The organism is Entomoplasma ellychniae (assembly GCF_002930155.1).
GTDB classification, from domain to species: domain Bacteria; phylum Bacillota_I; class Bacilli_A; order Mycoplasmatales; family Mycoplasmataceae; genus Entomoplasma; species Entomoplasma ellychniae.
In genome coordinates, this window is sequence record NZ_PHND01000001.1 from 812,510 (window position 1) to 838,773 (window position 26,264).

Consider the following 26,264-nt stretch of genomic DNA (forward strand, 5'->3'; position numbering starts at 1 on the left):
TTAATAAAATTAAATAAATAATTGTTTTATTAATTATTAAAACTCTATTTTTCAACTTTTGTAAAAGTGTTTATTTTTTAAAATCAAACTTAAAATATGGTAAAATAATATTAGTTTATAAAAGGTGCTTTATGAAAAAATTACTAATAAGTTTATCGATATTTGGTTTATCTTCAGCTTCTGTTTCTATAACTGCTTTCACATTTACTTCAAAATATAGAAGCGAATTTCAAGCAAGTATTCAAAAGTTGATTACTACAACAAATATTTCAGCAGAAGCTCAAATTCTATCAAACCCCACGACTATTGAAAACAATACCATTAAATCAGTTGAAGTTAAAGGTATTGAAAAATCTTCAACAAATGCGAATATTAATTACGAATACACAATCAACAAAATGTCTTCCCAAAAAATGGTTGATTTTTTACCATCATCAGATTGAGTTAAAAAGCTAAATTCTGATAAATCATGAGATCAAACCATAACAATGGAACAACAACTAAATAAAAATTATAATGTTGCTTGAAAAAAAGAAGCTAAAGTTTTAAACTTAACAGGTATTAAACTGACTGATGGTGAAAAAAAAGGTAATAGTTCAACTGCGAGTACTTTATCTTTAATATCTTCATTACTTGGTATTTTGTTTGGTTCAGACTTTAATGTTGGACAAGCTCAACTTTTGTATCAAAACTCGAATCTAATTTTTGATTTATTAGGAAATTATTCATTAACACCAGATGTTTTAACAGTTATATGATCTTTATTTAAAGACCAGCTTCCAACAATAGAAACTTTAAAAAAATACCTAAATAATCCATTTGAAAGCGAAGAGTGAAATTCAGAGACAACAGTTAATGATGTTATGATGCATGTGGGTCAAAATTTTTGATCAACATTGATTCCTAAAAAAGCGTCAAGTGATGATAAAAGTAGTGAAAATAAAAGCCCAGGTAAAATTATTGAAATTATTGAAAAATTTGGTCCTTTGTTAAATTATTTTTTAAGTATAGTTTGATATTTGCAACAATTCGACACTGATAATGTAACTTCTGATGATTTAGCTAAAGTGTTAAATAAAAAAATTGACCAAGATGTTATCAAATCTTTTGATGAAATCAATATTTCAAAGATTTTAACTTTAGTTAGAAAATTTTTAAAACCAAGTTATGGATTTAAAGGTGCTAGAGGTTTGGTTAATATTTTATTTGGTATTCCAAAAAGTGCAGAAACAAATAATTTGGGTTCAAACATTATAATGAATTCAAACATTATAATGAGTCCTTTATTCAAAATGTTGAAAGAAAGAAATGCTAAATCAGAAGATACAAAAGATGACTTGAATGAAAATACACAAGCAATTGAAAATGAAGATACAGATTCATCAAAAAAATCATTTGATTGAAAAAAATTAATTCAAGATATTTTTAAATTGGTTACAAACCTTGATTCATCAGATTCATCAACTTCAAACATTGATTGAACAAAATTAATCAAAGATGTTTTAGAAACAGTTAAAACAACCATTAGTTCATTACCTAAAAACGTGGACTGAGCAAAATTAATTCTAGATGTTTTAGAATGAGTTAAAACACCTAATTCATTACCCGCAAACATTTTTAATTCACTTAAACAATCTATAACTATGATAATCCAATTAATAAAAAAGAAAAAGTATAATAACATTTATGACTTAATTGAATTTATATTAAATGAAACATTGTTTAAATCTTTGACAGAAGAAGGCAAAAAACCGATTATAATTGGTGATATTTTATATTTATTAGCTATGTTTAAAAACTCCAAATTGCCAAATGATAATAAAATTAATTTAGATGGATTATCTTCTATTTCTTCAATTAGTGGAGTTCCTAATGATTTATTTGTAGCGATTTACAATGGGGAATTGTTTAAAAGTTTATTCCAGTTAATTAATGTTTTTAAACCAAACACTATTTCCAATTTAATTATTGAAATAGCACCAGACTTAAAAACTTTATTAAGCTTAAAAATGAATGAAGTTTTTGAATTATTGGGATTAGATTTCAACAAGAATTTCCAATTTTTATATGGATTAAGAAATATGAGTTTATTGAATATAGTAGAACAACTGGATAAATATTTTAAACCAAATGATGGCAGCTCACTAGAATCATATTATTTTGATTATGGTTCATTTAGACATATTTTATTATCATTATTTGAAAACCAAGAAGTTGAATACAAAGGAACAAAAGAAACTGTTTCAAACATCGAAGTGATGATCAAATCTTTGATTGCTGCACTTGAAAATAATGAAATCACGATTGGGAATATAGTTGTCAAAGAACCTAAAAAAGCACTACTTGTTGCTTTAGGTTTAACACTTGATGGGAATCAATTTATAAAAAACAGTATTTTTGAAACAATAAGTAAAGCATATGGTCATAATTTGGAAGGAAACCAATCAGAAGATCCTTCAAAAGCTGAAAATACTGTTAAATTAATCACTGGATTAGTTGATCTTTCTTCGTGATTTATAAATGTTTCAGAAGCAGAATATACTAATGATAATTTTGGTGACTTTTTTAACCAAAAAAATTGATATACAAAATTTATTAATCAAACAAACTATGAAAACATTTACAGTGATTCTTATATTAATTATCAGTTAGATTACAAGATAAGTAAATATAAAATAAATGAATCTTATACAGTAACTTTATTTAGAGAAAAATCTAAAAGCAATGCTTTATATGGTGATAAGAATTATAAGGTTTTCAATATAACAAGAAATTAAATAATTAGAAAGGGTGTAATATGAAAAAGTCAAAAAATTATCTGCTTTTAAAACAAGGTAAAAAAGGTATATTCAGATTTAAAATTCAATTTTTAATTATTATAATTTTGGCTTTTTTATCAGTATTTATTTTGACATCTTCTATCAACCTTAGGGATAGATTAAACAAAACATATAATGATGTTGTTAGATCTGTAGATAAATTTGATTATTATCAAGAAGATTTTACATATGGAAGCGGATTTACATCTAATCAAAGAATTTCTCAAAAACCAGTTTTTACTTCGATTGATATTAATAAAAATAAAAGCATTATTGATCATGAAAAGTTTGAAATTAATATAGCGTTTAATGAAGCTTATTATGGCTCAAATTTTATTACTAATTCTTTCAAAGCTGATGAAATGAAGAGTTTATTTACTAAATTAGATGCAAATAACTCAAAACTTATAAATGATGTATCTTTTAGAATAAATAGTAGAAACATTTTAGTAAATAATCTTTATAATGAAGTTATAAATCAAAAAATAAATTCTCCAGTTGCAAAATTTTTAAAAAATGATGTTGAAAATTTAAAAAAAGATCAAAAATTAATAATAGAATGAAAAAGCCAAAATAAAATAAATTTTGACCAATTACAAAATATTAATTTTTATGTTTATGCTACAACAGTTTCAGAAAGCATAATGGCTTATTTTGCATATTTTGATGAATGATTAATTAAAGATAATCCATCATTAACTAATTCAGATTTATATACCTTTGTAACAGGTAACCAAATATCAGACTCTAATCAAACTGATAGAGCAAAGAATTGAATAGTAAATGACACAAACCAGTATTCAACTGACATATATACAGAAAAACCAAACTTAATTATAATTGATGACGTTTCTGAACAAAAAATTAAAGATAAATTACTAGAACAAGGATTAAGAGGTATAAGTAACCCAATATTTAAATTTACTGAAAATGGTGCAATTAAATATTCTAACACACTGGTAGAAGATTCCGCTTTTAGATTAGAACCCAGTGGTTCAAAAGAAGATTGGTCAGCTAAAATATCAGGATTTGAAACATGAGATTTAAAACAAGAAACATTTAAAAGAATTTTCTTCAACCCTTATGATTCTTCTTCTGCAAATTCTCAATATTCATGAATTTTAAATAATAGGTCTTTTTCTTCAGATGATGACCAACCAATTGCTCAAGTGCTTGCAAGTGCTTATAATTATAATTTGAAAATTGCTTCTTTTTTTGCAAATCTTGAAGTTGAAGTTAGAAGAGAGTTTAACTTTTTTGACAACATTTCTCAAATTCAATATAGAGGAATAATTTTAGATGAGCAAACTAAAACTAAAACAAAAATTTTAAATAGTTATGATGGTGGTAGAGTGCCGGTTATAATGGGTGAAGTTTTAGTATCAGAACAATTCGCTAGAGCCCACAAGTTGAAGTTAAATGATAATATTAATATCGGTACTGGGGTATTTAATATTTCTGGCTTTGCTACAGATACTCTATCTTATTATCCAATTGCTGATGAAGACTTGCCTGTTCCTCAATATAAAAAATCAGCATTAATTTATGCCACTGCTTCCACATTTGAAACTATGAGAAGAACTAATGATTCAAATAAAGCTGTGAATTTAGAAAAAGTTAATATTAGAAATTTAATTTGATCAAACAATAAATCAGATGTTGCGACTTTTAATAAGTTATATACCTCATCCCCTAACACTACTTCATTTGATGAATCTGGTTATGCTATGTCTTGAACTTTGCAACCTTTGGTTGTTTTAACTTATACTGTTTCTACCATGTTTTTATCGCTTGTGCTTATGTTGGTTGCCATTATTGGTTTAGTTATATCAACAAAAAAAACAATTAAAGAGAATTCTAAACAAATTGGTATTTTAAAAGCTTTAGGTTTTAATTCTTATTCAATTGCTTCTTCATACATTGCTCAAGCATTGTTTGTTACTATATTTATCATCCCTATAAGTTGGGTTGTGGGTTTAGTGACACAGTCAATTTACATTCGATTGTTTATTCCATACTTTAGTATTGAGTTGCATCAAATCCAATTTTCAATTACCCCATTAATAATAGCTTATATATTTTTAGGTTTATTAAGTATTTTAGTTTCTTTTTATACTGCTTATAAATTAACAAACAAACCAATACAAGAAATAATAAAACACGTTGAAGAAAAAAGAAATAGGTCTTGAACTCTAGATAAAATCAATAATACAATGTTAAAAAAATCTAAATTTTCAATTAGATTTAGTGTTAACTTAGCTTCAACAAATAAAAGAAATATTGTGCTTATGACTGTAATAGTACTGTTATCTTCATTTATGGTATCTATTGGTTTATCTATTCCAGCTACAATTCAAACAGTGAAAGATGGATATTATAAAAATGTTAATTACGCTAACAGTTATGATTATGTTAAACCAGTGTCTAATGCCCCATTATCAAAAGGCAGTGTAGTTTATGTTACAGCACCAGAGGTTTTAGATAAAGATTATAAAAAAGTTGGAGGCAATTACATTTATAGTGATCCAAAATTTTATTTTGATTCAACTTATGATTCATCACCAATAGCCAAATATATGTATTTAGGTTCAGGTGAAAATAGCGTAAAAATTCAAAATACATTTAAATATTTATCATCTGATTCTGCAAATGAATCTAATATAAACGACACTACAAACTTAGAAAACAAATCACCAGTTCCAACTAGTTTAATTGGTGTGGTGATGGAACAATTTGGAAATAATTTTGCTCAATCTGTAGGTCAGCAGTTTTCAGTTGGTACTATTGAACAAATTATGGCTTCAATAATTCATTCTGTGGATGGGTCTAATGGGGATGATAAATTAAAAACAGATGATGAACTTTTAATTAAATACAAAAAAATAGCTGATAATTTAACTAAAGCAATACCACTTATTTTATCTGCAATATTAGGTGTTTCACAAGGAAATTCTAGCGATTGAAAAGAAAGTATAGTACAAACAATTACTAAAGCGGCACCTCCGTTTATTCAAGCTTATATTCAAGATCCTTCAAGAATTGAACAATATGCTTTTGGATATAATGCTAAAAGGATAGTAAAAGACAAAGAAACTTTTGCAACAAAAATAAATGTTACAAGCAATAAATATAATTTTGAATTAACAGGTTTAAACAAACACCAACAAGCTTTTAATATTGATTCAACTATTGAAGATAAAGTATTTTTAGATGATGCAACAAAAGAAAAAATAGTCAATGTATTTGATCAAAAATCACAAGATGATATTTATTATCAAGGTTTAAAAATATATGATGCCAATTCAAATGAATTGTTTATACCAACAATGACAAATCACCAGTCATCTGCTATGTTTAAAAAGAATAAAAGTGACACTTTATCAAATATTAAAAGTTCAGATAGACAACTTTCTTTTGAAACAAGTGATGGAAGTTTTAAAGTGTTACCAAAAGATGCATGAGTATATGATGATAATGATTTTTTAAGTTCTGATTATTTTAATAAAGCTTATGGAACTAATAGCAATCGAGATGTTATAAAAAGTTCAAGAATTGGTACTTATAAAAATTATGAAAATAAATCTAGATATTTAAATTTGCAAGATTTAGACAATAATAAATTTACATTTAGAAACTTTTTTGACCAAGATGGTTCAAATTATAAACTAACTGATAGCTCATACTTATTTAATGATTTTGCAAAAGGTAGTCAAAACATCATTTCATACATAAGACCATATTATGAATATAAAAATGTCAACTTATTTATCCCTAAATCAATGATCAAAAATGATATTGGTATTAATGGTGAAAATAAGTGAGCTAATTATATAAATAAAGGAAATGGAGAATTAAAAGAATATTTTAAAGACACTATTAAGTCTAGCGAAGTTCCTGATTCAGTTAAAAATGCATGAAAACAAATTTATGGTGTAAATGATAATGATGATTATGTTTTAATCAATCCATATGCTTTAGAATTTAGCATGCAAGAAACAGCTGCAAAAAATAGAGGACTTATAAATCTTACTGATACAAACAAGGATTATGTTTGATATTCTAAAGCAATCAATGCTGGATTATTAAAAGAAGACACATACGATTTAGAATATACAAATAATAATTTAAAAATTAATTTACTACAAGTTGGTAAATTAGATTCTTATAATGGTAATTTTACAGTTGTTGATCAAACATTTGCAAACTTAATCAACAATTACTCAACCATTGAAAAGTATGCTATGAAAAATGATACATTAGGTGATGAAATAGTTCATAAAGCTGGGGAAGAACTTGTTTCAGATTCTGGGAAAAGTTTTATTAACCAATATGATAGATATTCAACACATGATGAAACTAAAGACATTTATGTTCAAGATGCTTCCAAAATGTGAGCAGATGGTAAAGAAACATTGAAATATACACAAATGATGTGAAATAACTCTAAGTTTTCTAACATTGCAGAACCAACAGAGTTAACAACAGGATTTGTTACAACTAATACTGAAAATAATGGGATATTACTTTTATCTCAAGATGAGACAGGTAATATTAGTTCTGGTAATTTAAAAATGATGCCAGAAAAACAAAAGCTTTTAACTACTGAAAAACAATTAATAGCACAAGTTACACAATTAGCTGTTTCGATTGCAATGTTAATTATTGTAAGTGTTATTATTATGTCTGCATTATTAATTATTTTAATTGCAGACATTTATATCACTAAATATAGAATGTTTATGATATTAATGAAATCATTTGGGTATTCAAATTGAAAAGTTATGAATTACTCATTTGGCCCAGCTACTATATTATCATTATTATCATGAATTGGTGGGACTGCTGGGGCTTGAGGAATGATTTCTTTTGTAATATTTGTCATGAGAAATCTTATAGGAATTCAATTACCGTTTGTTTTAACTGCATGACCAATTTATACAAGTTTTATTGTTATTGTAGCAACATATCTTATTAGTGTTTGATTTACTTCATTGAAAGTAAGAACACACGAACCTGCAGAAATTTTGAAAGAGGCTAATGAATAATATGAATAAAAAAGTTGCATTGATATTGCATTCTAATTTTGAAGAAGGTGAAGCAGTTATAACAATTGATGTTTTAAGAAGAGCAAACATTCGAGTTGATATATTTACTTTAAATGATAAATTATTAACTACTGGATCTCACAATATTGAAATTAATGCGAATTTCTTATTTAAAGACTTAAAAATTGCTAATTATGATGGTGTAGTTTTGCCTGGGGGACCTGGTTGTGATGATTTATTAGACCACAATGATTTGCATGAAGTAATAATAGCATTTAATAATCAAAATAAACTAGTAGCAGCTGTTTGTGGTGCACCACAGATATTAGGTGCAGCTGGTGTGTTAGAAAAAGTTAAATTAGTTAAGCACCCTTTATCTAATAAATTCATTGATTTAAAAAATGTTCAACCAAATAATGTATATGTTGATAATAATATACTTACTGGTGTTAGTATCGGAACTAGTGTAGTTTTTGCTTTAAAAATTGTTGAGTATTTACTTGGTAAAGATGAAAGTGAAAAAATTAAACAACAATTAGTTATTTTTTAATAATATTAATTTTAAAAATTGTATAATCTATTTATTTTTTTCACCATTATTTAATAAAATCACCTTAATAATAATTGAGGTGATTTTTTGAAATTAATTAGGCAAAAGACTTATAAAGATTGTGGAGTTGCTTGTGTTGCTATGCTTGTTAATTATTATTACAAAACAGAATTAGATTTAGATTTTATTAAACAACAATCGAATTTAAAAGACGAGCAATTAAGTTTTTATAACATTATAGATATTGCTAATGAATTTAAAATAAAAGGTGAAGCTTTTGAAGTTGATATGGATTTTGAAGAGTTGAAAAACAAAACCCCTTTCATTGCACAAGTAATTAATGAAGAAAATATTTCACACTTTGTTGTTGTTGAAAACTTAACAGAATTAAGAGTTGTAATTTTAGATCCAAGCTGCAACAATAAGAAAAGATATACTTTTGAAGAATTTATCAGTATATTTCAAAATAATGTTTTATTATTCAAACCAAACAAAAAAGCATTTAATAAAGAATATAAACTACACTGATTTACATTTAAAAATTTATTAAGTTTAGAAACTACACTTTATATATTTATAAGTTTAATATTAAGCATTCTTATAATTTTTGAAACTAGAATAATAAAACTTTATAGTTCTACTTTTACTAATGAAAACCAAAATTTAATTTTTTATTCATTTTTTATTATGGTATTTATCTTAAATTTAATTTTTAAAAACATGTCTGAGTATTTTATTTTTAAATTTTATGAAAAAAATAATCAAGTATATATTAAGAAATTGACTTATTACATCGCAAATAATAATGAAAGAGAATTTTATATAATATATAACCAAATTAGTTGAATGAGTAAGTTTGAAAGTTTACAAATAACTTCATTAATTTCATCTTTATTTACAAATGTTTTTACTTTAATTTATATAGGATTTATTTTAAAAGAAGCCCTTATTATATTACTTATTATAAATATTATAATTGTTATTATAATTTTGAATAAAAACAAGGTGCATATTTTTAAAAAAGAGCAATCTATGGATTGGCTTTTGATATTAAATAATCCTTCCCTGTTAAAAAATTTAGGGAAAGAAAATGAATTTTATGAAAAGATGAACAATTACAAACCAATGAACAAAAGTCAACTATTTTCTACTTCAATAAATTTTTTAGAGAAATGCAGTTTTTTAATAATTTATTTTATATGCTGAAGTTTGATAAAAGATCAGACACTAGATTTTAATTCTTTTTTTATAATTCTTTTACTTAAATCGTTTAATAAAAGCTTTTTAATTACTTTTTATCATTTTAATGAACATTGGCAAACGTACAAAACCTACAAAATAAAGTATCTTAAGTTATTTACTAATCAAAAACAAGGATTAATTATAGATAAAATTCAAAAAGTAATGATTTATGAAAAAAAGAAAAATACTCAAATTATGTTGATAACAAATCAAACAAATCAAATTCAAAATATTAATTTAAAATTATTGAACAAAACTTTTGAACAACCATCAGTTGATATTTTTATCAATAATGTAAATATTAAAAAGATTGATTCTTCAAGTCTTAGAAGTAAAATAATTTACATCAAAGAATTATGTTTGACTTATAGCACTATCTTTCAAAATATTACTAATAAAAATAAAACTAGCATAGATATATTTACTAATCTAGAAATAAAATCTTTACTACAAAAGTATAATATCAAACTTGAAAAAATTGTTGAACCTAATTGCTATACAAACATTGAAGCAGAGTTTATACAGTTAATGTCAATATTTTTTAATAAAGCTGATATGATAATTTTAGATACAAACTTCAAAATTATTACAAAAGAAGAAATAAAAAGTGTAATAAAATTATTCCATGAGTTATTTAGTGATAAATTTTTGATTTTACCTTAAAATATATTAAAGGTATAAAACATGATAGATATTTATTTTTCAAATAGCACAAATAAGAAAACAAAAGATTGAGAAAAGTTGGCAATTGAGCTTTTAAGTACAGCTTATACAGTTTTGAAGCTAAAAAACGAAGTTAATTTATCAATTAATTTTGTGGATTCAAAAGAAGCTCTTGAAATTAATAAAAAGTTTAGAAACAAAACATATATACCTGATGTTCTTTCGTTTCCGATTCAAATGTCAAAACAAGAAATCGAAATAGTGGGAATTCAAGAAATTGGAGATATTTTTATTTGTCCTGAAGAAGCGCATAAAAAAAGTTTAAAATATAACCATACTGATAAAGAAGAAATGGCTTTTTTAATAGTTCATGGCTTTTTGCATTTAATGGGTTATGATCATGAAGTAAATCAAGAACAAGAAGAAATAATGTTTAAGCTTCAAGACCAAATATTAAATTTAAATAATGTTGAATATAAAATAACTTTTATTGAAAAAGATTACTTAAGAGAGGAGAATTAAATGGGTAATATTAAGTCAGGATTTATTGCAATTGTTGGAAGACCTAATGTTGGTAAATCAACTTTACTAAATGAAATTATTGGGCAAAAAATATCGATTGTAACTTCAAAAGCTCAAACAACAAGAAATAATATTAGAGGAATTAAAACTGATGAAAGTTCGCAATTAATTTTTGTTGATACTCCAGGAATTCACACTTCTAAAAACCAAATTGATAAGTTTATGAATTCCTCAGCTTTAAGAAGCATGAAGGATGTTGATATTATTATCTTTATGGCTCCAGCTGATGAAACCATTGGAAAAAATGATTTATTTATATTAAAAGAATTAGAGAAAAAAGAAGTGCCTAAAATATTAGTTATTTCAAAATCAGATGCAGTTACTAAAGAGAAATTGTTTTTGAAAGCTAACGAATGGGCGGAATTTGGAAAAATATTTGATGAAGTTTTAATTACTTCGTCTATAAAAAACATTAATATAGATCTTTTGATTGAAATGATCAAAAAGTATTTGCCAGAAAATGGATTTTTATTTTATGATGCAGAAACCATTACTGATCAGCCAACTAGATTTTCAATAAGAGAAATAATTAGAGAAAATATTTTGTTTAAAACTGGGCAAGAAGTTCCTCATTCAGTTGCTATTTTAGTTGATGAAATTGAAGAAGACGAAGAGCATGTAAACATTGTTGCTTCAATCATTGTTGAACGCAAGTCTCAAAAAGGTATTATTATTGGCCATCAAGGTAAAAAAATATCTGATATTCGTTATAAGTCAAAAAAACAAATTCAAGAACTATATGACAAAGAAATCACACTTGAACTTTTTGTGAAAGTCAAAGAAAATTGAAGAAGTTCAGCATCATTAATTAAAAGATTGGGTTATGATAAGGATAAATATTAATAATGAGTGAAAGAGTTATTAAAGGCATTGTACTAAAAAGTTTTGATTTTCAAGATTTCGACAAAATTGTCACTATTTACTCTGATAAGTTTGGGAAAATGTCTTTTATAGCTTTAGGTGTTAATAAACCAACTTCTAAAAATATGTATTCATTAAATTCTTTTTCCTTTTCAGAATTTGAAATATTTAAATCAAGAAGTGTTTATTCATTGTCAAAGTTGAAAACAGGAAGATTGCTTGAATCCAATTTAGGTTTAACTAAAATATATAATAATTACTTGTTTGCAAGCATTATAAGCACCATTATGTTGCAAGAACAGCATTTTATAGGTAAGAACTATACAATTTATAAAATGCTTGAAAAAAGCATAAATAACATAGCTAATAATAAAAATCCTTTTTCAAATCTTGTTTGGTTTATTTTTTATATATTAAAATTTCTTGGTGGAGAATGAGATTTAAGTAAGTGTTATGTATGTAACCAAAAGAACCGTATATATAGAAGATTTGATTTCAGTAATTATGGTTTAGTTTGCGCTAATTGTTTTGACCCGTCAAAAGAAGAAAAACAATCAGTTGAGTTTATTGATTATTTAATGAATTTACAAAAAAATACTTTTAATTCAATTTTTCATGAAAAAATGAATGTAGCTTATGAAATCATCTTATTAAGAGTTTTGTTAACATATTTGAAAGATGAAATTGGAATTTTTTCAAAATCAATAGATGAATTACTAGCCAAAGAAATATACAGGGAAAAAGAGTTTGTTGAGTACACTTATAATGTGTTGACAAATTAGTGTTTTAGTTTATTATTTAAATGAATATCAATAAATATGAAATGTCAGCTTTGCCTGACTTTTGTATTTTTATATAAATAGAAATTAGGTTAAAATGGACGAATTAATTAATCATCTTAAAAGTCAAGGCTTTATTTTTCAAGGATCTGAAATATACGGAGGGCTTGCTAATTCATGAGATTATGGTCCGTTGGGTGTTGAATTAAAAAATAAGTTAAAAAAAGCTTGATGAGATCATTTTGTAAGAAATAATCCTTTAAATGTTGGTTTAGATAGTTCTATTATATTGAATCCAAAAGTTTGGCAAGCCAGTGGTCATATTGATGGGTTTAATGATCCATTAATTGACTGCAAAAACTGTCACAGTAGATGAAGAGCGGATAAATTAATTGAAGAGTTTGATTCAAGTATTAATTCAGGTATCATGAATGAAAAAGATATTAAAGATTTTATTTATAAAAATCAAATAAAATGCCCTAAGTGTGGTTCATGTGATTATACTGAAATTAGAAAATTTGCTTTGATGTTCAAAACAAATCAAGGCGTGCTAGAAGATTCTGCATCATCTGTTTATTTAAGACCAGAAACTGCTCAAGGTATTTTTATAAACTTTAAAAATATTCAAAGATCTTTAAGAAAAAAATTACCTTTTGGAGTTGGACAAATTGGTAAATCTTTTAGAAATGAAATTACACCGGGAAACTTTATATTTAGAACCAGAGAGTTTGAACAAATGGAGTTAGAATTCTTTTTTAATGAAAATGATGAAAATGATTGATATAAGTATTGAGTTAATGAAGTGGATTGATTTTTGCAAAATGTTATTAAAATTAAAAAAGAAAATTATAGAATTAGAGAACACGAACAAGATGAGTTAGCACATTATTCAAAAGCGACAAGCGACATTGAATTTAAATTTCCGTTTGGTTGAGGTGAACTTTGGGGTATTGCTCATAGAGGAAATTTTGATTTGACAGTTCACAAAGAATTGTCAAAAGAAGATTTGACTTATTTAAATCCTATAGATAATACAAAAATTATACCAAGTGTTATTGAGCCTTCAGTTGGAGTTGAAAGATTAATACTGGCTTTATTATGTCAAGCATATGAAGAAGAAAAAATCGATGAAAGTAATTCTAGAATAGTGATGAAATTACCTAATAATATTGTTCCTTATCAAATTGCTATCATGCCATTACAAAAACAACAATCAGAAGAAGCAAATAAATTATTTAAAGATCTAATTGTTGATTTTGATGCTACTTATGATGAAACTGGAAATATTGGTAAAAGGTATAGAAGACAAGATGCTATAGGAACTCCTTTGGTTATTACTTGTGATTTCGACTCACAAGAAGATAACAGTGTAACTGTAAGATTTAGAGATTCTATGAAACAAGAAAGAGTCTCAAAAGATAAGTTAAAAGATTTTTTGAAATTTAATTTAGCTTAAAAGAGAGGCGGTGGTTTTATGTTGCCAAAAGAAGTTATTGATGATATTGTTGCAAAAACAGAAATTGTAAGTGTTGTTGGAGAGAGAATAACACTTGTGAAAAAAGGTCGAAACTTTTGAGCAGTATGCCCTTTTCACCAAGATACTAGTCCCTCAATGTCAGTTAGTAATGAAAAAAGGATTTACAAATGCTTTTCTTGCCAAGAAAGTGGTAACGTTATTGAGTTTGTTAAAAAATTTGATAATATTAGTTTTAACAAAGCAATTGAGAAAATTGCAAAATTCATAAATTTTGATATAAGTCAATATCAAAAAAAATTAAGCACCATTCAAAATAATCTTTTAAGCAAAATATATAAACTAAACTCTGAAGCTATGTCTTTTTTTAAATCAGGTTTAGCTACAAAAGATGGTAAATCAGCTATTGAATATCTAAAAAGCAGAAACATAAATCTTCAGCAAATAGACAAATTCAATATTGGATATATTTCAAAACAATCAAACTTAGCCCAACACCTGATGGATAAGGGATTTGAATTAAAAGATATTATTGAGTCTGGTTTGGGTAATTATGATGAAAATAATAAAAAAATAAAAAATATTTTTTCAGATCGAATTATTTTCGCAATAACAGATGAACAAAATAATGTGATTGGCTTTAGTGGTAGAAAAATTGAAGATAAGTCAGAAAGACCTAAATACTTAAACACTAAAGAAACTGAAGTTTTTCAAAAAAGAAAAATTGCTTATAACTTTTTATCCGCTAGCAAAAATGCCAGAATTAAAAAAGAAATAATAATTTTAGAAGGATATATGGATGTTATAAGTATGTGTGGTGCTGGTATTGATAATGTTATTGCATTAATGGGAACATCACTTTCAAGTTTTCACATTAAGTTATTCAAAACAATTAAAGATTGTGAAGTTAAAATATTTTTGGATGGTGATAAACCAGGTGTTGAAGCAAGTATAAAAGCTGCTAGTTTATTAATTGCAAATAAAATTAAAACATCAATAGTCTACAACATTACTACTAATGATCCTGATGAACTTATAAATCAAAATAAAAAAGATTTAGTTTTAAAAATGATAAGCGAATCAATTGAACCTTTAGAATTTGTAATTAAACAATTATGAAAATCAACTGATTCTAATAATTATGATTCTATTGCTAAATTTATTTCTTTGGTAGCTAATTTTGTTTTAAGTGCAAATAATCAAATACTTTATGATAAATCACTTGAGTTAATTCAAGATATATCTAAAGTTTCAAAGCCTGCTATAATTGAAATATTTAAGTCTAAAAGAAATTTTACAACTCATTCTAATAAAAATGAAAGTTTGGATGAACCAAAAAATCCAATTGATAAATCATTTAATAAAAGTGTTGAAAATAAGATAAGAGGATATCAAAATAGTGAAAATGCAATATTGCAAGAATTATTAAAAAGTAATCAGCATTTGAATTATATAAAGAAAAATATTTCAGATATTGAATTAAAAAATCAAGATAGTAGACATTTAATTCAAAAGGTTTTAAAAATATATGAAAACAATATAGGTATTTCTTCAAAAGAAATGTTGAATAAATTGCAAAGTGAAAATTCACCGCAGCTTAACGAAATAATTGAGTCAATAATTAATTCATTAGACTTTCAAATGCAATATTCAGATCCATTAAAAAGGTTAGATGATGCTTTTATTAAGATTAAAGAAAGACATAATGAAGAAGATATTTTTGAAATAAAACAACAATTGAACAAAAAAGAAATAACCGTTCTTGAAAGAGAAAAACTAACAAATACATTAAATGCAAGAATTGCAATGAGAAAAAAATTTAAATTAAATTTTTTAAAACAGGGAGAAAAATAATGAAAAAATATAATGACAAAGCTAAACTATCTTCAATAAAAACTATAGATGAGTTTTTAAAATATACAATTCAATGAGCCAAAGCAAATAATAATGAAATAACATCTGAAGAAGTTCAAAAAGAATTTAGTAAAATTTTTGTAAATGCTAGTGACAATGAGTATGAAAAAATATTAGAAGAAGTTCAAAAAAATGGAATTTCATTTATTGACCTTGAAGAAGATGATATTGATTTGGATGAAGATTTAGAAAAAATTGCTTTAATTGAAGATATCGAAGATAAAACAATAGAAGATGATTCTGATTCTGTAGATGATTTAATTGGTGAAAGAAGAGGTCCTGGAAGAAGACCTAAAGATTCAGGTAACACTAAGTATAGAGTCGGAAGTATTTCAAATGAAACTAAAATTCAAGATATTATTAAAACATACTTTTCAGCTATTGGACAGACAAAAATTTTAAGCAAAGATCAAGAGACTGTTTATGCTAAACTTGCAAAATCTAATATTCCTGAAGAAATTAAAGAAGGAAGAGAAATGTTGATTACTTCTAACTTGAAGTTGGTTATATCAGTTGCTAGAAAACATTTAAATAGAGGATTAGATTTTGCTGATTTAATAGAAGAAGGAAATATTGGTTTAATTAAGGCTGTTGATAAATTTGATTATTTAAAGGGTTTTAAATTTTCAACATATGCAACCTGATGAATTCGCCAAGCAATAACAAGAGCTATTGCGGATCAAGCAAGAACTATTAGAATACCAGTTCATATGGTTGAAACAATTAATAAACTTGCAAGAATTGAAAGACAACTAACTCAAGAATTAGGTAGAGAACCAACATTTTTAGAAATTGCTGAAAGAATGGGTGGAGATATTACTCCTGAAAAAGTTGTTGAAATTAAAAAAATAGCAGTAGAACCTGTAAGTTTAGAAAAACCATTTGGCGATGAAGACGATACTCATTTTGGTGATTTTGTTGAAGATAAAGACATGGTTTCACCTTCTGACTTTACTGAAAAGGAGGTATTAAGAAATATTTTTGACAAAATATTTGAAGAAATGCCAGCAAGAGAAGAAAAAGTTATAAGAATGAGATATGGGATTGTACCAACAAAAGTTAGAACTTTGATAAGACTTGCTGAAGAAAGTGGCGATACAACTTCTGAAGAATTAAAAAAAGATATTGCAAAATTTGATATTCATTTAGAAACCCCTGTAGAAAAAATCAGAACAATTCAATCTAAAATCATTCAAGAGCATTTATTAAAATACGAAGCTTCAAAAACATTACAAGAAGTTGGTATTGAATTAAATGTTACAAGAGAAAGAATTAGACAAATAGAAAATAAAACAATTAGAAAATTAAAACAACCAACATCAAATAATAAGACTGGAAAAGTTTTAAAAGAATTTTATAAAGGATAAGTATGTTAAGTAAAAGATTGAGTAAGGTGGCAGATTTAATTAATGACTGTAATAATGTTGCAGATATTGGAACTGATCATGCTTATTTACCCATTTTTTTAGTGCAAAACAGTAAAGCTAAGTGTGCATTTGCAATTGATGTAAATAGCGAACCATTAGCAGAAGCTTTAAAAAACATTCAATTAGCAAACTTAACAAATAAAATAACAACAATCAAAAGTAACGGATTTGATTTTATAAATAATAAAGATATTAGTTTAGATGTAGTTACAATTTGTGGATTAGGCTCTCCTACCATAGTTAATATTTTGTCATCTTGAAAAAAACCACAAGGTCAAATTATAGTTTGTTCTAACACAGAAGTTTCTCCTATAAGACAATGAGCTTTTAAAAATAATTTTGAAATATTATTTGAAGACTTTTTTGTTGATCAAAAAAAACATTATTGATTGCTGCAAATAAGTACAGAGTTCAAAAGTTCAATTTTAAAAAAAGATTTACTGCTTGGAAATAAAAATTATTTTATAAATAATCAAAATTATTTATTTTACTTAAATAATGAAATTAATAAATATAAAAGTATACTTTTAAAATTGAATAAAAAAAATCATAGCGAACAATATAAAAAGACTGTTAAAAAAATAAAATTAATAGAAGGTTATGTAAATGCAATTAATAAAATTAGCTAAATATTTAGAAAAAAAGTTTCCTTCAAATAAAGCTGGAGAATGAGATAAAGTAGGGTTTCAGTTATTTGATAAAAAAATGATTAATTTTGAACAAGAAATTTCCAATATTTTTATTACCTTGGACTTAACATCAGGTTCTTTTGAAGAAATTAAAAAAACTAAACCTAATTTTATAATCACAAGACATCCATTTATATTTAAAGAATTAGATAAAGAAAAAAAGAACCCTTTTAAAAAAGAGGTTATTAAATATTTAAAAAATAATAATGTATTGGTTTTTTCTATTCACACAAATTATGATTATTGTGCCTATCAAACTTTTATAGAAATTGCATGTAGTGATTTTGAAGTTAAAAAAATAGAAAAACCTAATTCACAAAAAGATTTTTTAGAAATTAAATTTAAAAAAAGTATCAACCAAAATGAGTTAATAAAAAAACTTAAAAAAACTTTTGAAACTGATGATATTCAAATAAGCAAAAATATTGTTATGCAAGAACTCATTGATAATATATATATTAATCAAGGAAGCGGTGCATCATCTATATCAAATAATAGTTTATCTGACTGCACATTTGTAACTGGAGAAGCCAAATGAAGTGATTGAATTTATGCTAATGACAATAATGTTAAGTTAATAACTGTGGGTCATTATATGGAAAATTACTTTATTCAAGATTTAAATAAAAAACTATCAGATAATTTTAAAGATTTAAAAATAAAAAGTTATGATATAACTAATCAATATAAAAAGTACAAGGAGAATTAAAATGTCATTTTCAAATTTTGGTTTTAAAAAATTTATTAACGACACTTTAGTTGAAATAGATTTTTTTAACCCAACAAAAATTCAAGAAAAGATTATTCCATTAATCAAAAAACATCAAAATGTTGTTGCCTTATCACACACAGGAACTGGAAAAACTCATGCTTTTTTATTGCCTATTTTAAATAATTTAAAAGATAAAGAAAAACAACAAACTCAAGCCTTAATCTTAGCTCCAACAAGAGAGTTAGCAAAACAAATTTTTGACAATATAAAACCATTTATAAAAAATAAGCCAGAAATAAAAGCATCATTGTTTATTGGTGGAGAAGATATAAATAAACAAATTGCTCACTTAGAAAAAACACAGCCAACAATAGCAGTAGGAACACCAACTAGAATTAAAGAACTTTATGAAGCAAATAGTTTAAAAGTAACAACATCTGATTTTATTGTAATTGATGAATGTGATATGATTTTTGAACTTGGTTTTTTTGAAGAAGTAGATTTTATAATTTCAAAAGCTAAAAAGGATATAAAAATATCTCTATTTAGCGCAACTATTTCTGAACAATTTCAAATATTTGTTAAAAAATATTTGAAAAATTCTCATTTTGTAGATGTAACAAATAATGATAAAACAACTAAAAATATCAAGCATATTTTGATTGATACTAAAAATAAAGAAATAGAATTATTTTTATCAAGTGTTGTAAAATCAATTAACCCATTTTTATGCTTAGTTTTTATTAATCAAAAAGATGAAGTTGAAAAGTATGTTAAATTAATTCGCCTAATAACAAATGAGCATGTAGGTGAATTGCATGGAGATTTACAACCAAGAACAAGAATGAATATGCTTAAAAAAATTAAGAACAATGAATTCAAGTATGTTGTGGCAACTGATGTTGCTGCTAGAGGTGTTGATATTGACGGTGTTAGTCATGTTATATCGATTGATTTACCAATTGATTTATCATATTATGTACATAGAAGTGGTAGAACAGGCAGGGGCAAAATGACTGGTGAAAGCTATGTGTTATATAATGTCCAAAATCAATCTAAAATAGAGAGTTTACAAAAAAGTGGAATAACTTTTATGATGACAAAAATCGCTAATGATGCTTTAATTGAAGTTAAACAAAAAAAATCTAAAAAAATTAATAATTATGAAAATTTAGATGATGATTCTAAAAAAGTAATTGCTAAATATTCTAATCAAAAAGTTAAACCAGGGTATAAAAAGAAACGTAAAATTGAGTTAGAAGATATAAAAAAGAAAAAGCGTCGTGAACATATTAAAAAAAGTATTGATAAAATTAAAAAAGAAAAATACAGAAAACGTCGTGAAGAAATTTTTGATTAAGGGTTAAAAAATGACAAAAAAAAGAAGGGTCAAGATTTATTCTTATAATGGCAAAAAACTTTTATCATTAACTGAACAAGAAATTCATGAAATAAAAACTGATGAACGTTTTGATAAAATTCATGAGAATGAATTTTTTAAAGCAAAACATCGCTATGAAGTAAAACATTACTATTCATCATTATTTTGAAGAGATTTATTATGAATTGTTTTAGCTGCTATGTTAACAACTATTGCTGTAGATTTTTTTATATCAGTTAGTGGTGGTGCTGGGTTGTTTCCTGGAGGTTTTGGAGCTATTGCAAGATTTTTTTCGATTTTAATAAATAACACTTTAAAAATACCATCATCCACTACTTATTTTTTGATTTACTTCATGATAAATGTCCCTTTAGCAATATTTGGATATTTTAAAATCGGTGGTAGATTTGCAATTTCAACTATAATATATTTAGTTCTAACAATTATATTTGACTTAATTATTCAAAATACACCATATATAAACCCAAATGACTTACCTTTATTAATACCAATTGGAACTCTTTTTAAAACATCTACAATGGGATCAATGGTTTTATGATTATTTGTTTTTGCAGTTTTTGCAGGAATCATTAATGGAATTGCATACTCAATGACTTACAGAGCTGGAGCATCAACTGGTGGATCAGATTGAGTTAGTTATTATTATTCAGTTAAAAAAGACAAAAGCATAGGCATGATTAATGTTCGAATTAACATTTGTACTTTAATTACAATTATTATTTTAAATACTTTAATTATGCAAACAAAAGATATTGAAGCTTCATTTAAAATGAATCAAATATATTATCAGTTTAAAGATTTTGAAAGTTTAAAAAACACTAATTTTTGAAATGAAGTTTCAACCATAGCACAAAACAATAAAGAAAAGTACAAAGACATTGTATTTATTAAACCAGAAAATTTTAAAGATCAATGACTAAAAGCTACAGAAATTATTGCAAGAAATCATGATTTTGATGATGCTTATTCAAAGTCAATGATAAATTGACTCAAATTTAAATTTATTTTTGGGCCATCTTTATTTTCATCATTAATATTAATTATTGTTCAAGGTATAACTGTAGATAAAAGTTATCCCAAAAATAAAGTCATGAACGTTATGATATCAACTTCAAAAAATCAAGAAGTACAACAGTATTTATATAATATAGGATATAACAATAATGTTTTTGTATGACAAACTAAAACTTCTAAAAAAAATGCATTCTCAGATCAAGAACAAGATTTACTTATGATTAGTCTACCATTATTGTATTGAAGAAGAATAGAACAACATTTACTGAATATTGATGAAGATATGATTCTTAACATTACAGGAACTCAGTCAGTCAAAGGTAAACATTTTAGTTATAAGTTAGATAATGAAACAAGAGATAGAGCGCTTAGTGAGGAAATGGTTGCTAATTTAAAAATAATGAAAAAGATTGAAAATGAGTCAATTATTAAGACTTATAATAAAATCCAAAAAGCAAATAAATATAAAAATAATGTATAATCTAAATAGATTATATTTTTTTATTTTTTTTAATCTAAATAAACCTTTAAAGGAGAATAGTTTGAATGAAGTCTAATAACAAAGGCAAAAGAAAAATTCTAAATATTTTATGTATTTTTATTATTGTTATTGGATTAGCAATATCTATAGTTTTTTCATCAATGAGTGTTTCTGCTAACACGTTATTTAACTCAAGATATTCTGGTGGGTATCAATCTTTGGTAGAAGTTTATGATTTAAATAAAGACCAAGAAACTGGAAGCTCTCAAATTGCTAATGGTGATGCAAGAGTTGCAGCTAAATCTTTAGAAACAAAATTATCACCTTTTTCAGATAATACAGTTGATATTAAAGTTGTTGGAAAAAACCGTTTGATGGTAACTTCAATAAAAGAACAATATGGTTCAAACCAAACTAATTTTGAACATGCAATTGAGCAAGATGGTGGTTTGCTTGCTTTAAATAGTGATTACAAAGATATTTTATTTGATGATTCAACAATGACAAAAGTTAAAACAACTGGTGTTTTTGATGATAATAAGCAAATAAAGGAAAAAATTGCTATTTCAGACATTTTTGGGGATGTAAATTATTCTCCAGAACCTGATCCTTCAGGAGCACAAAAAAATACACCTTTTTTAAATTTTTCAGAAGGTAAAAAAAGTGGGTATTTAGATAAACTAGCTTCTTCAACAACAGCTGAAGGTGAAAACGCTCCAACTAATTCTCAAAAGTTAACTTTAATATCTTCAATGCAAACCATTATTAATAATTTGAGAGAGTATTACACTCTTGCACCAAAATCAATTAATCAAGATGATTATTTGTTGTCTTTTTATAAAGGAGTTATTATTCCTGCTCAAACCGTATACAAATCAGGTGATGATAATGTTAAAGCTATTCTTGATGATTTCTTTGCAATAAATTATAAAGTGAAACATGATGACGGTGAAACAATTAAAAGCGGTTCATTAATCGGTGATAAATTAGACTTTTGATGAGAAAATAACTCAAATAATCATACAATTCAAGGTAGTGATGTTGAAGTTGTGAGACAATTGAAAGGTATAATTTACGGAACTTATGATGCTATTAATACAATATCTAATCATGAGTTTTCATATATAAATAGTGCAAGTAAATATGTTGTAGATTCAAACTCAGTAACTAAAGATTTTAATGATGCAACAGGTAAATATCACGAGGATTTTAAATTTTCACTAAATCAGTCAGCTCCACAAATGAAAATATACACAGTTGCTGATACAATAAATGCTTTAATTGTAAAAGATATTTTATTAGCTAATATCGATCCAAATAAAACTGAACCATTCAATCAAAATTTAGATAGTGATATTTTTTCCAAAAACTTTATTATGGCAAATGATGAAATTAACTATCTGTCTATAAAATCTAATGATTCTAGTTCAAATACATATTCAAAAAAAGTGTCGTTCATTAGTAATCAATTAAAGGTTGCAGCTAAATCCGCAACTATTGCAAAAACCATTGAAGCTTCTATAAAACAAACAACTTCAGGGTTTAGTTTTAAAGTTATCAGAACTGTTGCATTTAATGCTGATGTAACTTTGTTGATGTTGATAGCATCATTGGTCTGTTTATTAATTCTTTCAATAATAACAATAACTTATTTATTATTTTTTTATAGATTACTTGGTATATACACACTAATTATAGCTGTAACTTCAATAGTTCTAACAATTTGAACCCCAACATTTTTTGGGGTTGCTATTGGTATAGAAACAATAACTTTAATGTTTGTAGCATTAGCTATCATCATTGATTCTTGTGTTATTTTTATTGAAGCATTTAAAAAACATTTAAATGTAAATAAAAGATCACAAATAGAATCTTTTAAATTGGCAAATAAAGATACAACATCTTCAATTTTTGACTTAACTTTATTAGTTATTGTATTTAATATAGTTTTATTTTGAATAAGCAGTGGTTCGCTTAAAAATTTGGCTACCATTGCTGTTGCGTCAAGTGCAATTACGTTTATTTTAGTAATAATAATATTTAGACTTCTTATTTGATTAACAATTAAAGGCGATGTAATGAAAAAAAACCCATTATTATTGCCATTAGATACTTCATTTTTAAAAAATAATTATGCTATCAAACAAAAAATCCAGTTATCAAAAGTAGAGTTTAAAATAAACATGTTAACAAATAAAGAAAAACTAAGCTCAAAACAATTGTTAAAAATTAAAAAAATGGACGATCAAAAAACTTTATTGAACAAATTAATTCTTGAAAAAGAAGAGTTGTTTAAAACTAAGAATATTGCAAAACATAAAGCAAGAATTTTAAAACTTGAATCAAAAGTTTTAAAAGAAAACTTACAAGAAACAAAAACTAAAAACCCTTTTATAAAATTTAAGCATTGAATTATGAAGTCTGTGATTGTTTCAAGACAGATTAGCAAAAGCTATTCAGAAGCTATTATTCAACAAGAACCAAATGAAGTTATCCAAAAAATATATGAATCAAAACAAATTAATAATAGTTTAAATGTATCAAAAATATTAATTCTTATTACTTTGGTATTATCAATAATAGGTTCAATATTATCTATGACAATCGGTCCAGCTTATTCAAATGATTTTGGTAAAGATAAAACATTTATCATTTATAGTGAAAATCTTAAGTCTTTTTCTAATGGTCAATATTCTATAGTACATGACAAAATCGATGAGCAAAATAAAACAAAAGCCGCTGAGTTAGAAGAGCTTAAAAATCAAATCATGAATGAATCAAGTTCTAATTCTGATGCTAAAAAATCTATTGAACTGTCAGCTAAAACATTAGAATTTGTTTATAACAATGATTTAACAAAAATATTTGTTAATAAATCTGTTGCAAAAACATCTAATCCAGTAATTATTTATGGTGATGATTATGTTATTTCAAACAATTCAAATGTTGGCTGAATACAAGTTAGATTTTCAAATAGAACTTCTTTAGCAAAAAACCGACTATTAATGAAAAAGGTTTTATTTGACGTTAATGCAATTTGACAAGGTGGTGAAATTGAAAATACGATTGATAAAGGTATATTAGGGATGGATCAATCACCTTATACTGCTATTGGTCAAATAACACAAATTTTAATTGCGATGGCTATATTGTTATTGGGGTTGTTAGTTTATATCATAATAAGATTCAAATGAACCTACTATGTTGCTCTAGCTTTAGGGGTAATTATTATTGCAGCAATAACAGCATCATTAATAATTGTATTTAGAGTTCCTATCAGTTATGAATTATTATCAACTTTTATTGGTGTTATATCTTTTGCATTGCTATCAATAATATTGATGCTTGGTAAAATTAGAAGTTCAATTAGTTCTAAAACTAAAGACCAATTAGCATCTTCTTTTGCTTCAGAAATTGATTTGAAAACTAAGTTTAATAAGTCAAATGCTGAACTTAAAAACAAAATCTTAAATATAAAAAAAACTTATCAATTAAGTAAAAATGATTTAACAAAAGAAATGATTAATGCTAAATTAAATAAAGTAAGTAAATTTAAGTTCATTAATAAATTTAAGTCTTTATTTATTATTCAATCTAAAAATCCTGAAGTTAAAATTTTAAAAGCTAAAATTAAAATGTTGAAAAAACAACTAAAATTAGATATAAAACCAATTTCTAAAGAAATTGAACTTTCAAAACAAGAAAATAATATTGAATTTAATAAGCTTATTAAAGAAAACAAATATATGTTAGAAGTTTTAAATGAAACAATGAAGTATGCAATTAAAAAAGTACTAATAATAGGAATAATTTATATACTATTTGCGTTAATATTAGCAATCACAGTTCCAAGCATTGTGGGGGTTGGACTAACACTTTTAATTGGTATATTTACAACTTATATATTTATTATTTCAACTGCTGTGCCTTTGACTATTAGTTTAGAAAAAAGAAGAATTGCTAAGAAATTTGCTTATCACGATTTTATTAAAACTATTAACACGTCTCATGAAGAACAAATCGTAAAAGACATTAACGATTAGAAAGAAATTAAATGAACTTAAAAGATTATATTTTAAATGTTGAAAATTTTCCAATTGATGGTGTTGGTTTTAAAGATGTTACGCCTTTATTAAATGATGCTAAAGCCTTTGAATTTGCTATTAACCAAATGGCTGAGTTTGTAATTAAAACTAAAGCTGATGTGATAGTAGCACCAGAAGCTAGAGGTTTTTTGTTTGCAAGTGCTGTTGCTTATGCTACTAAAAAAAGATTTGTACTAATAAGAAAACCAGGTAAATTACCAAGACAAGTTATTAGTGTTAAATATGATTTAGAGTATGGGACAAATATTTTAGAACTGCATAAAAATGATATCAAGCCAAGTGATAAAGTTGTTATTGTAGATGATGTATTAGCTACTGGGGGAACCACTGAAGCTATTATTGAACTTGTTGAAAAAGAGCAAGGAATAATTGCTGGCATATCGTTTTTGATAGATTTAGAATCATTACATCAAAAGGAGTTATTCAAACAATACCCTTTACAAAAAATATTAAAATACTAAGAAATCACTTAGTATTTTTTTATCCAAATAGATAAAAATATTA

The 26,264-nt window shown here is 25.3% G+C and carries 16 protein-coding genes; all 16 read left to right on the plus strand.

Annotated features, from left to right (window positions below):
- Nucleotides 1-131 precede the first annotated feature (131 nt).
- The 16 genes from EELLY_RS03775 (at nt 132) to EELLY_RS03850 (ending at nt 26,221) form a co-directional block, all read left to right on the plus strand.
- Complete coding sequence (locus EELLY_RS03775; protein ID WP_104206126.1) at nt 132-2,777, plus strand: hypothetical protein; 2,646 nt, start codon at nt 132-134, stop codon at nt 2,775-2,777.
- Nucleotides 2,778-2,797: 20 nt separating this feature from the next.
- On the plus strand, nt 2,798-7,864 hold the full coding sequence (locus EELLY_RS03780) for an ABC transporter permease (protein WP_104206127.1): 5,067 nt from the start codon (nt 2,798-2,800) through the stop codon (nt 7,862-7,864).
- Nucleotides 7,857-8,414 (plus strand): DJ-1 family glyoxalase III, encoded by a 558-nt coding sequence (locus EELLY_RS03785; protein WP_181021058.1) that lies wholly within the window; start codon nt 7,857-7,859, stop codon nt 8,412-8,414. Before EELLY_RS03780 ends, EELLY_RS03785 begins: the two co-directional genes overlap by 8 nt.
- 87 nt (nt 8,415-8,501) lie before the next feature.
- On the plus strand, nt 8,502-10,319 hold the full coding sequence (locus EELLY_RS03790) for a cysteine peptidase family C39 domain-containing protein (RefSeq protein WP_104206128.1): 1,818 nt from the start codon (nt 8,502-8,504) through the stop codon (nt 10,317-10,319).
- Nucleotides 10,320-10,340: 21 nt separating this feature from the next.
- Nucleotides 10,341-10,841: an rRNA maturation RNase YbeY gene (ybeY, locus tag EELLY_RS03795; RefSeq protein ID WP_104206129.1), complete on the plus strand. Its 501-nt coding sequence runs from the start codon at nt 10,341-10,343 to the stop codon at nt 10,839-10,841.
- Complete coding sequence (gene era / locus EELLY_RS03800; protein ID WP_104206130.1) at nt 10,842-11,744, plus strand: GTPase Era; 903 nt, start codon at nt 10,842-10,844, stop codon at nt 11,742-11,744.
- A 2-nt stretch (nt 11,745-11,746) separates the two neighbouring features.
- The gene (gene recO / locus EELLY_RS03805; protein WP_104206131.1) at nt 11,747-12,544 is read left to right on the plus strand and encodes a DNA repair protein RecO; all 798 of its coding nucleotides are present in this window, start codon (nt 11,747-11,749) and stop codon (nt 12,542-12,544) included.
- A gap of 94 nt (nt 12,545-12,638) precedes the next feature.
- Nucleotides 12,639-13,997, plus strand: a complete 1,359-nt coding sequence (locus tag EELLY_RS03810) for a glycine--tRNA ligase (RefSeq protein WP_104206132.1) — start codon at nt 12,639-12,641, stop codon at nt 13,995-13,997.
- 18 nt (nt 13,998-14,015) lie between these two features.
- Complete coding sequence (gene dnaG, locus EELLY_RS03815) at nt 14,016-15,869, plus strand: DNA primase (protein ID WP_104206133.1); 1,854 nt, start codon at nt 14,016-14,018, stop codon at nt 15,867-15,869.
- Nucleotides 15,869-17,296, plus strand: coding sequence for a sigma-70 family RNA polymerase sigma factor (locus EELLY_RS03820; RefSeq protein WP_104206134.1), 1,428 nt, complete (start codon nt 15,869-15,871; stop codon nt 17,294-17,296). Before dnaG ends, EELLY_RS03820 begins: the two co-directional genes overlap by 1 nt.
- 2 nt (nt 17,297-17,298) lie before the next feature.
- On the plus strand, nt 17,299-17,985 hold the full coding sequence (locus EELLY_RS03825; RefSeq protein ID WP_104206135.1) for a tRNA (adenine(22)-N(1))-methyltransferase: 687 nt from the start codon (nt 17,299-17,301) through the stop codon (nt 17,983-17,985).
- Nucleotides 17,963-18,754 (plus strand): Nif3-like dinuclear metal center hexameric protein, encoded by a 792-nt coding sequence (locus EELLY_RS03830; protein WP_104206136.1) that lies wholly within the window; start codon nt 17,963-17,965, stop codon nt 18,752-18,754. Before EELLY_RS03825 ends, EELLY_RS03830 begins: the two co-directional genes overlap by 23 nt.
- A 1-nt stretch (nt 18,755) precedes the next feature.
- Entirely contained in the window at nt 18,756-20,117 is a 1,362-nt protein-coding gene (locus tag EELLY_RS03835) for a DEAD/DEAH box helicase (RefSeq protein WP_104206137.1), read from the plus strand.
- Between the two features lie 10 nt (nt 20,118-20,127).
- Nucleotides 20,128-21,654 carry a YitT family ABC transporter gene (locus tag EELLY_RS03840; protein WP_104206138.1) on the plus strand — a complete coding sequence of 509 codons (1,527 nt, stop codon included), beginning with the start codon at nt 20,128-20,130 and terminating at the stop codon, nt 21,652-21,654.
- A gap of 65 nt (nt 21,655-21,719) precedes the next feature.
- Nucleotides 21,720-25,697 carry a protein translocase SecDF, variant type gene (locus tag EELLY_RS03845; protein ID WP_104206139.1) on the plus strand — a complete coding sequence of 1,326 codons (3,978 nt, stop codon included), beginning with the start codon at nt 21,720-21,722 and terminating at the stop codon, nt 25,695-25,697.
- An 11-nt stretch (nt 25,698-25,708) separates the two neighbouring features.
- On the plus strand, nt 25,709-26,221 hold the full coding sequence (locus EELLY_RS03850; RefSeq protein ID WP_104206140.1) for an adenine phosphoribosyltransferase: 513 nt from the start codon (nt 25,709-25,711) through the stop codon (nt 26,219-26,221).
- The last annotated feature ends 43 nt before the right edge of the window (nt 26,222-26,264 follow it).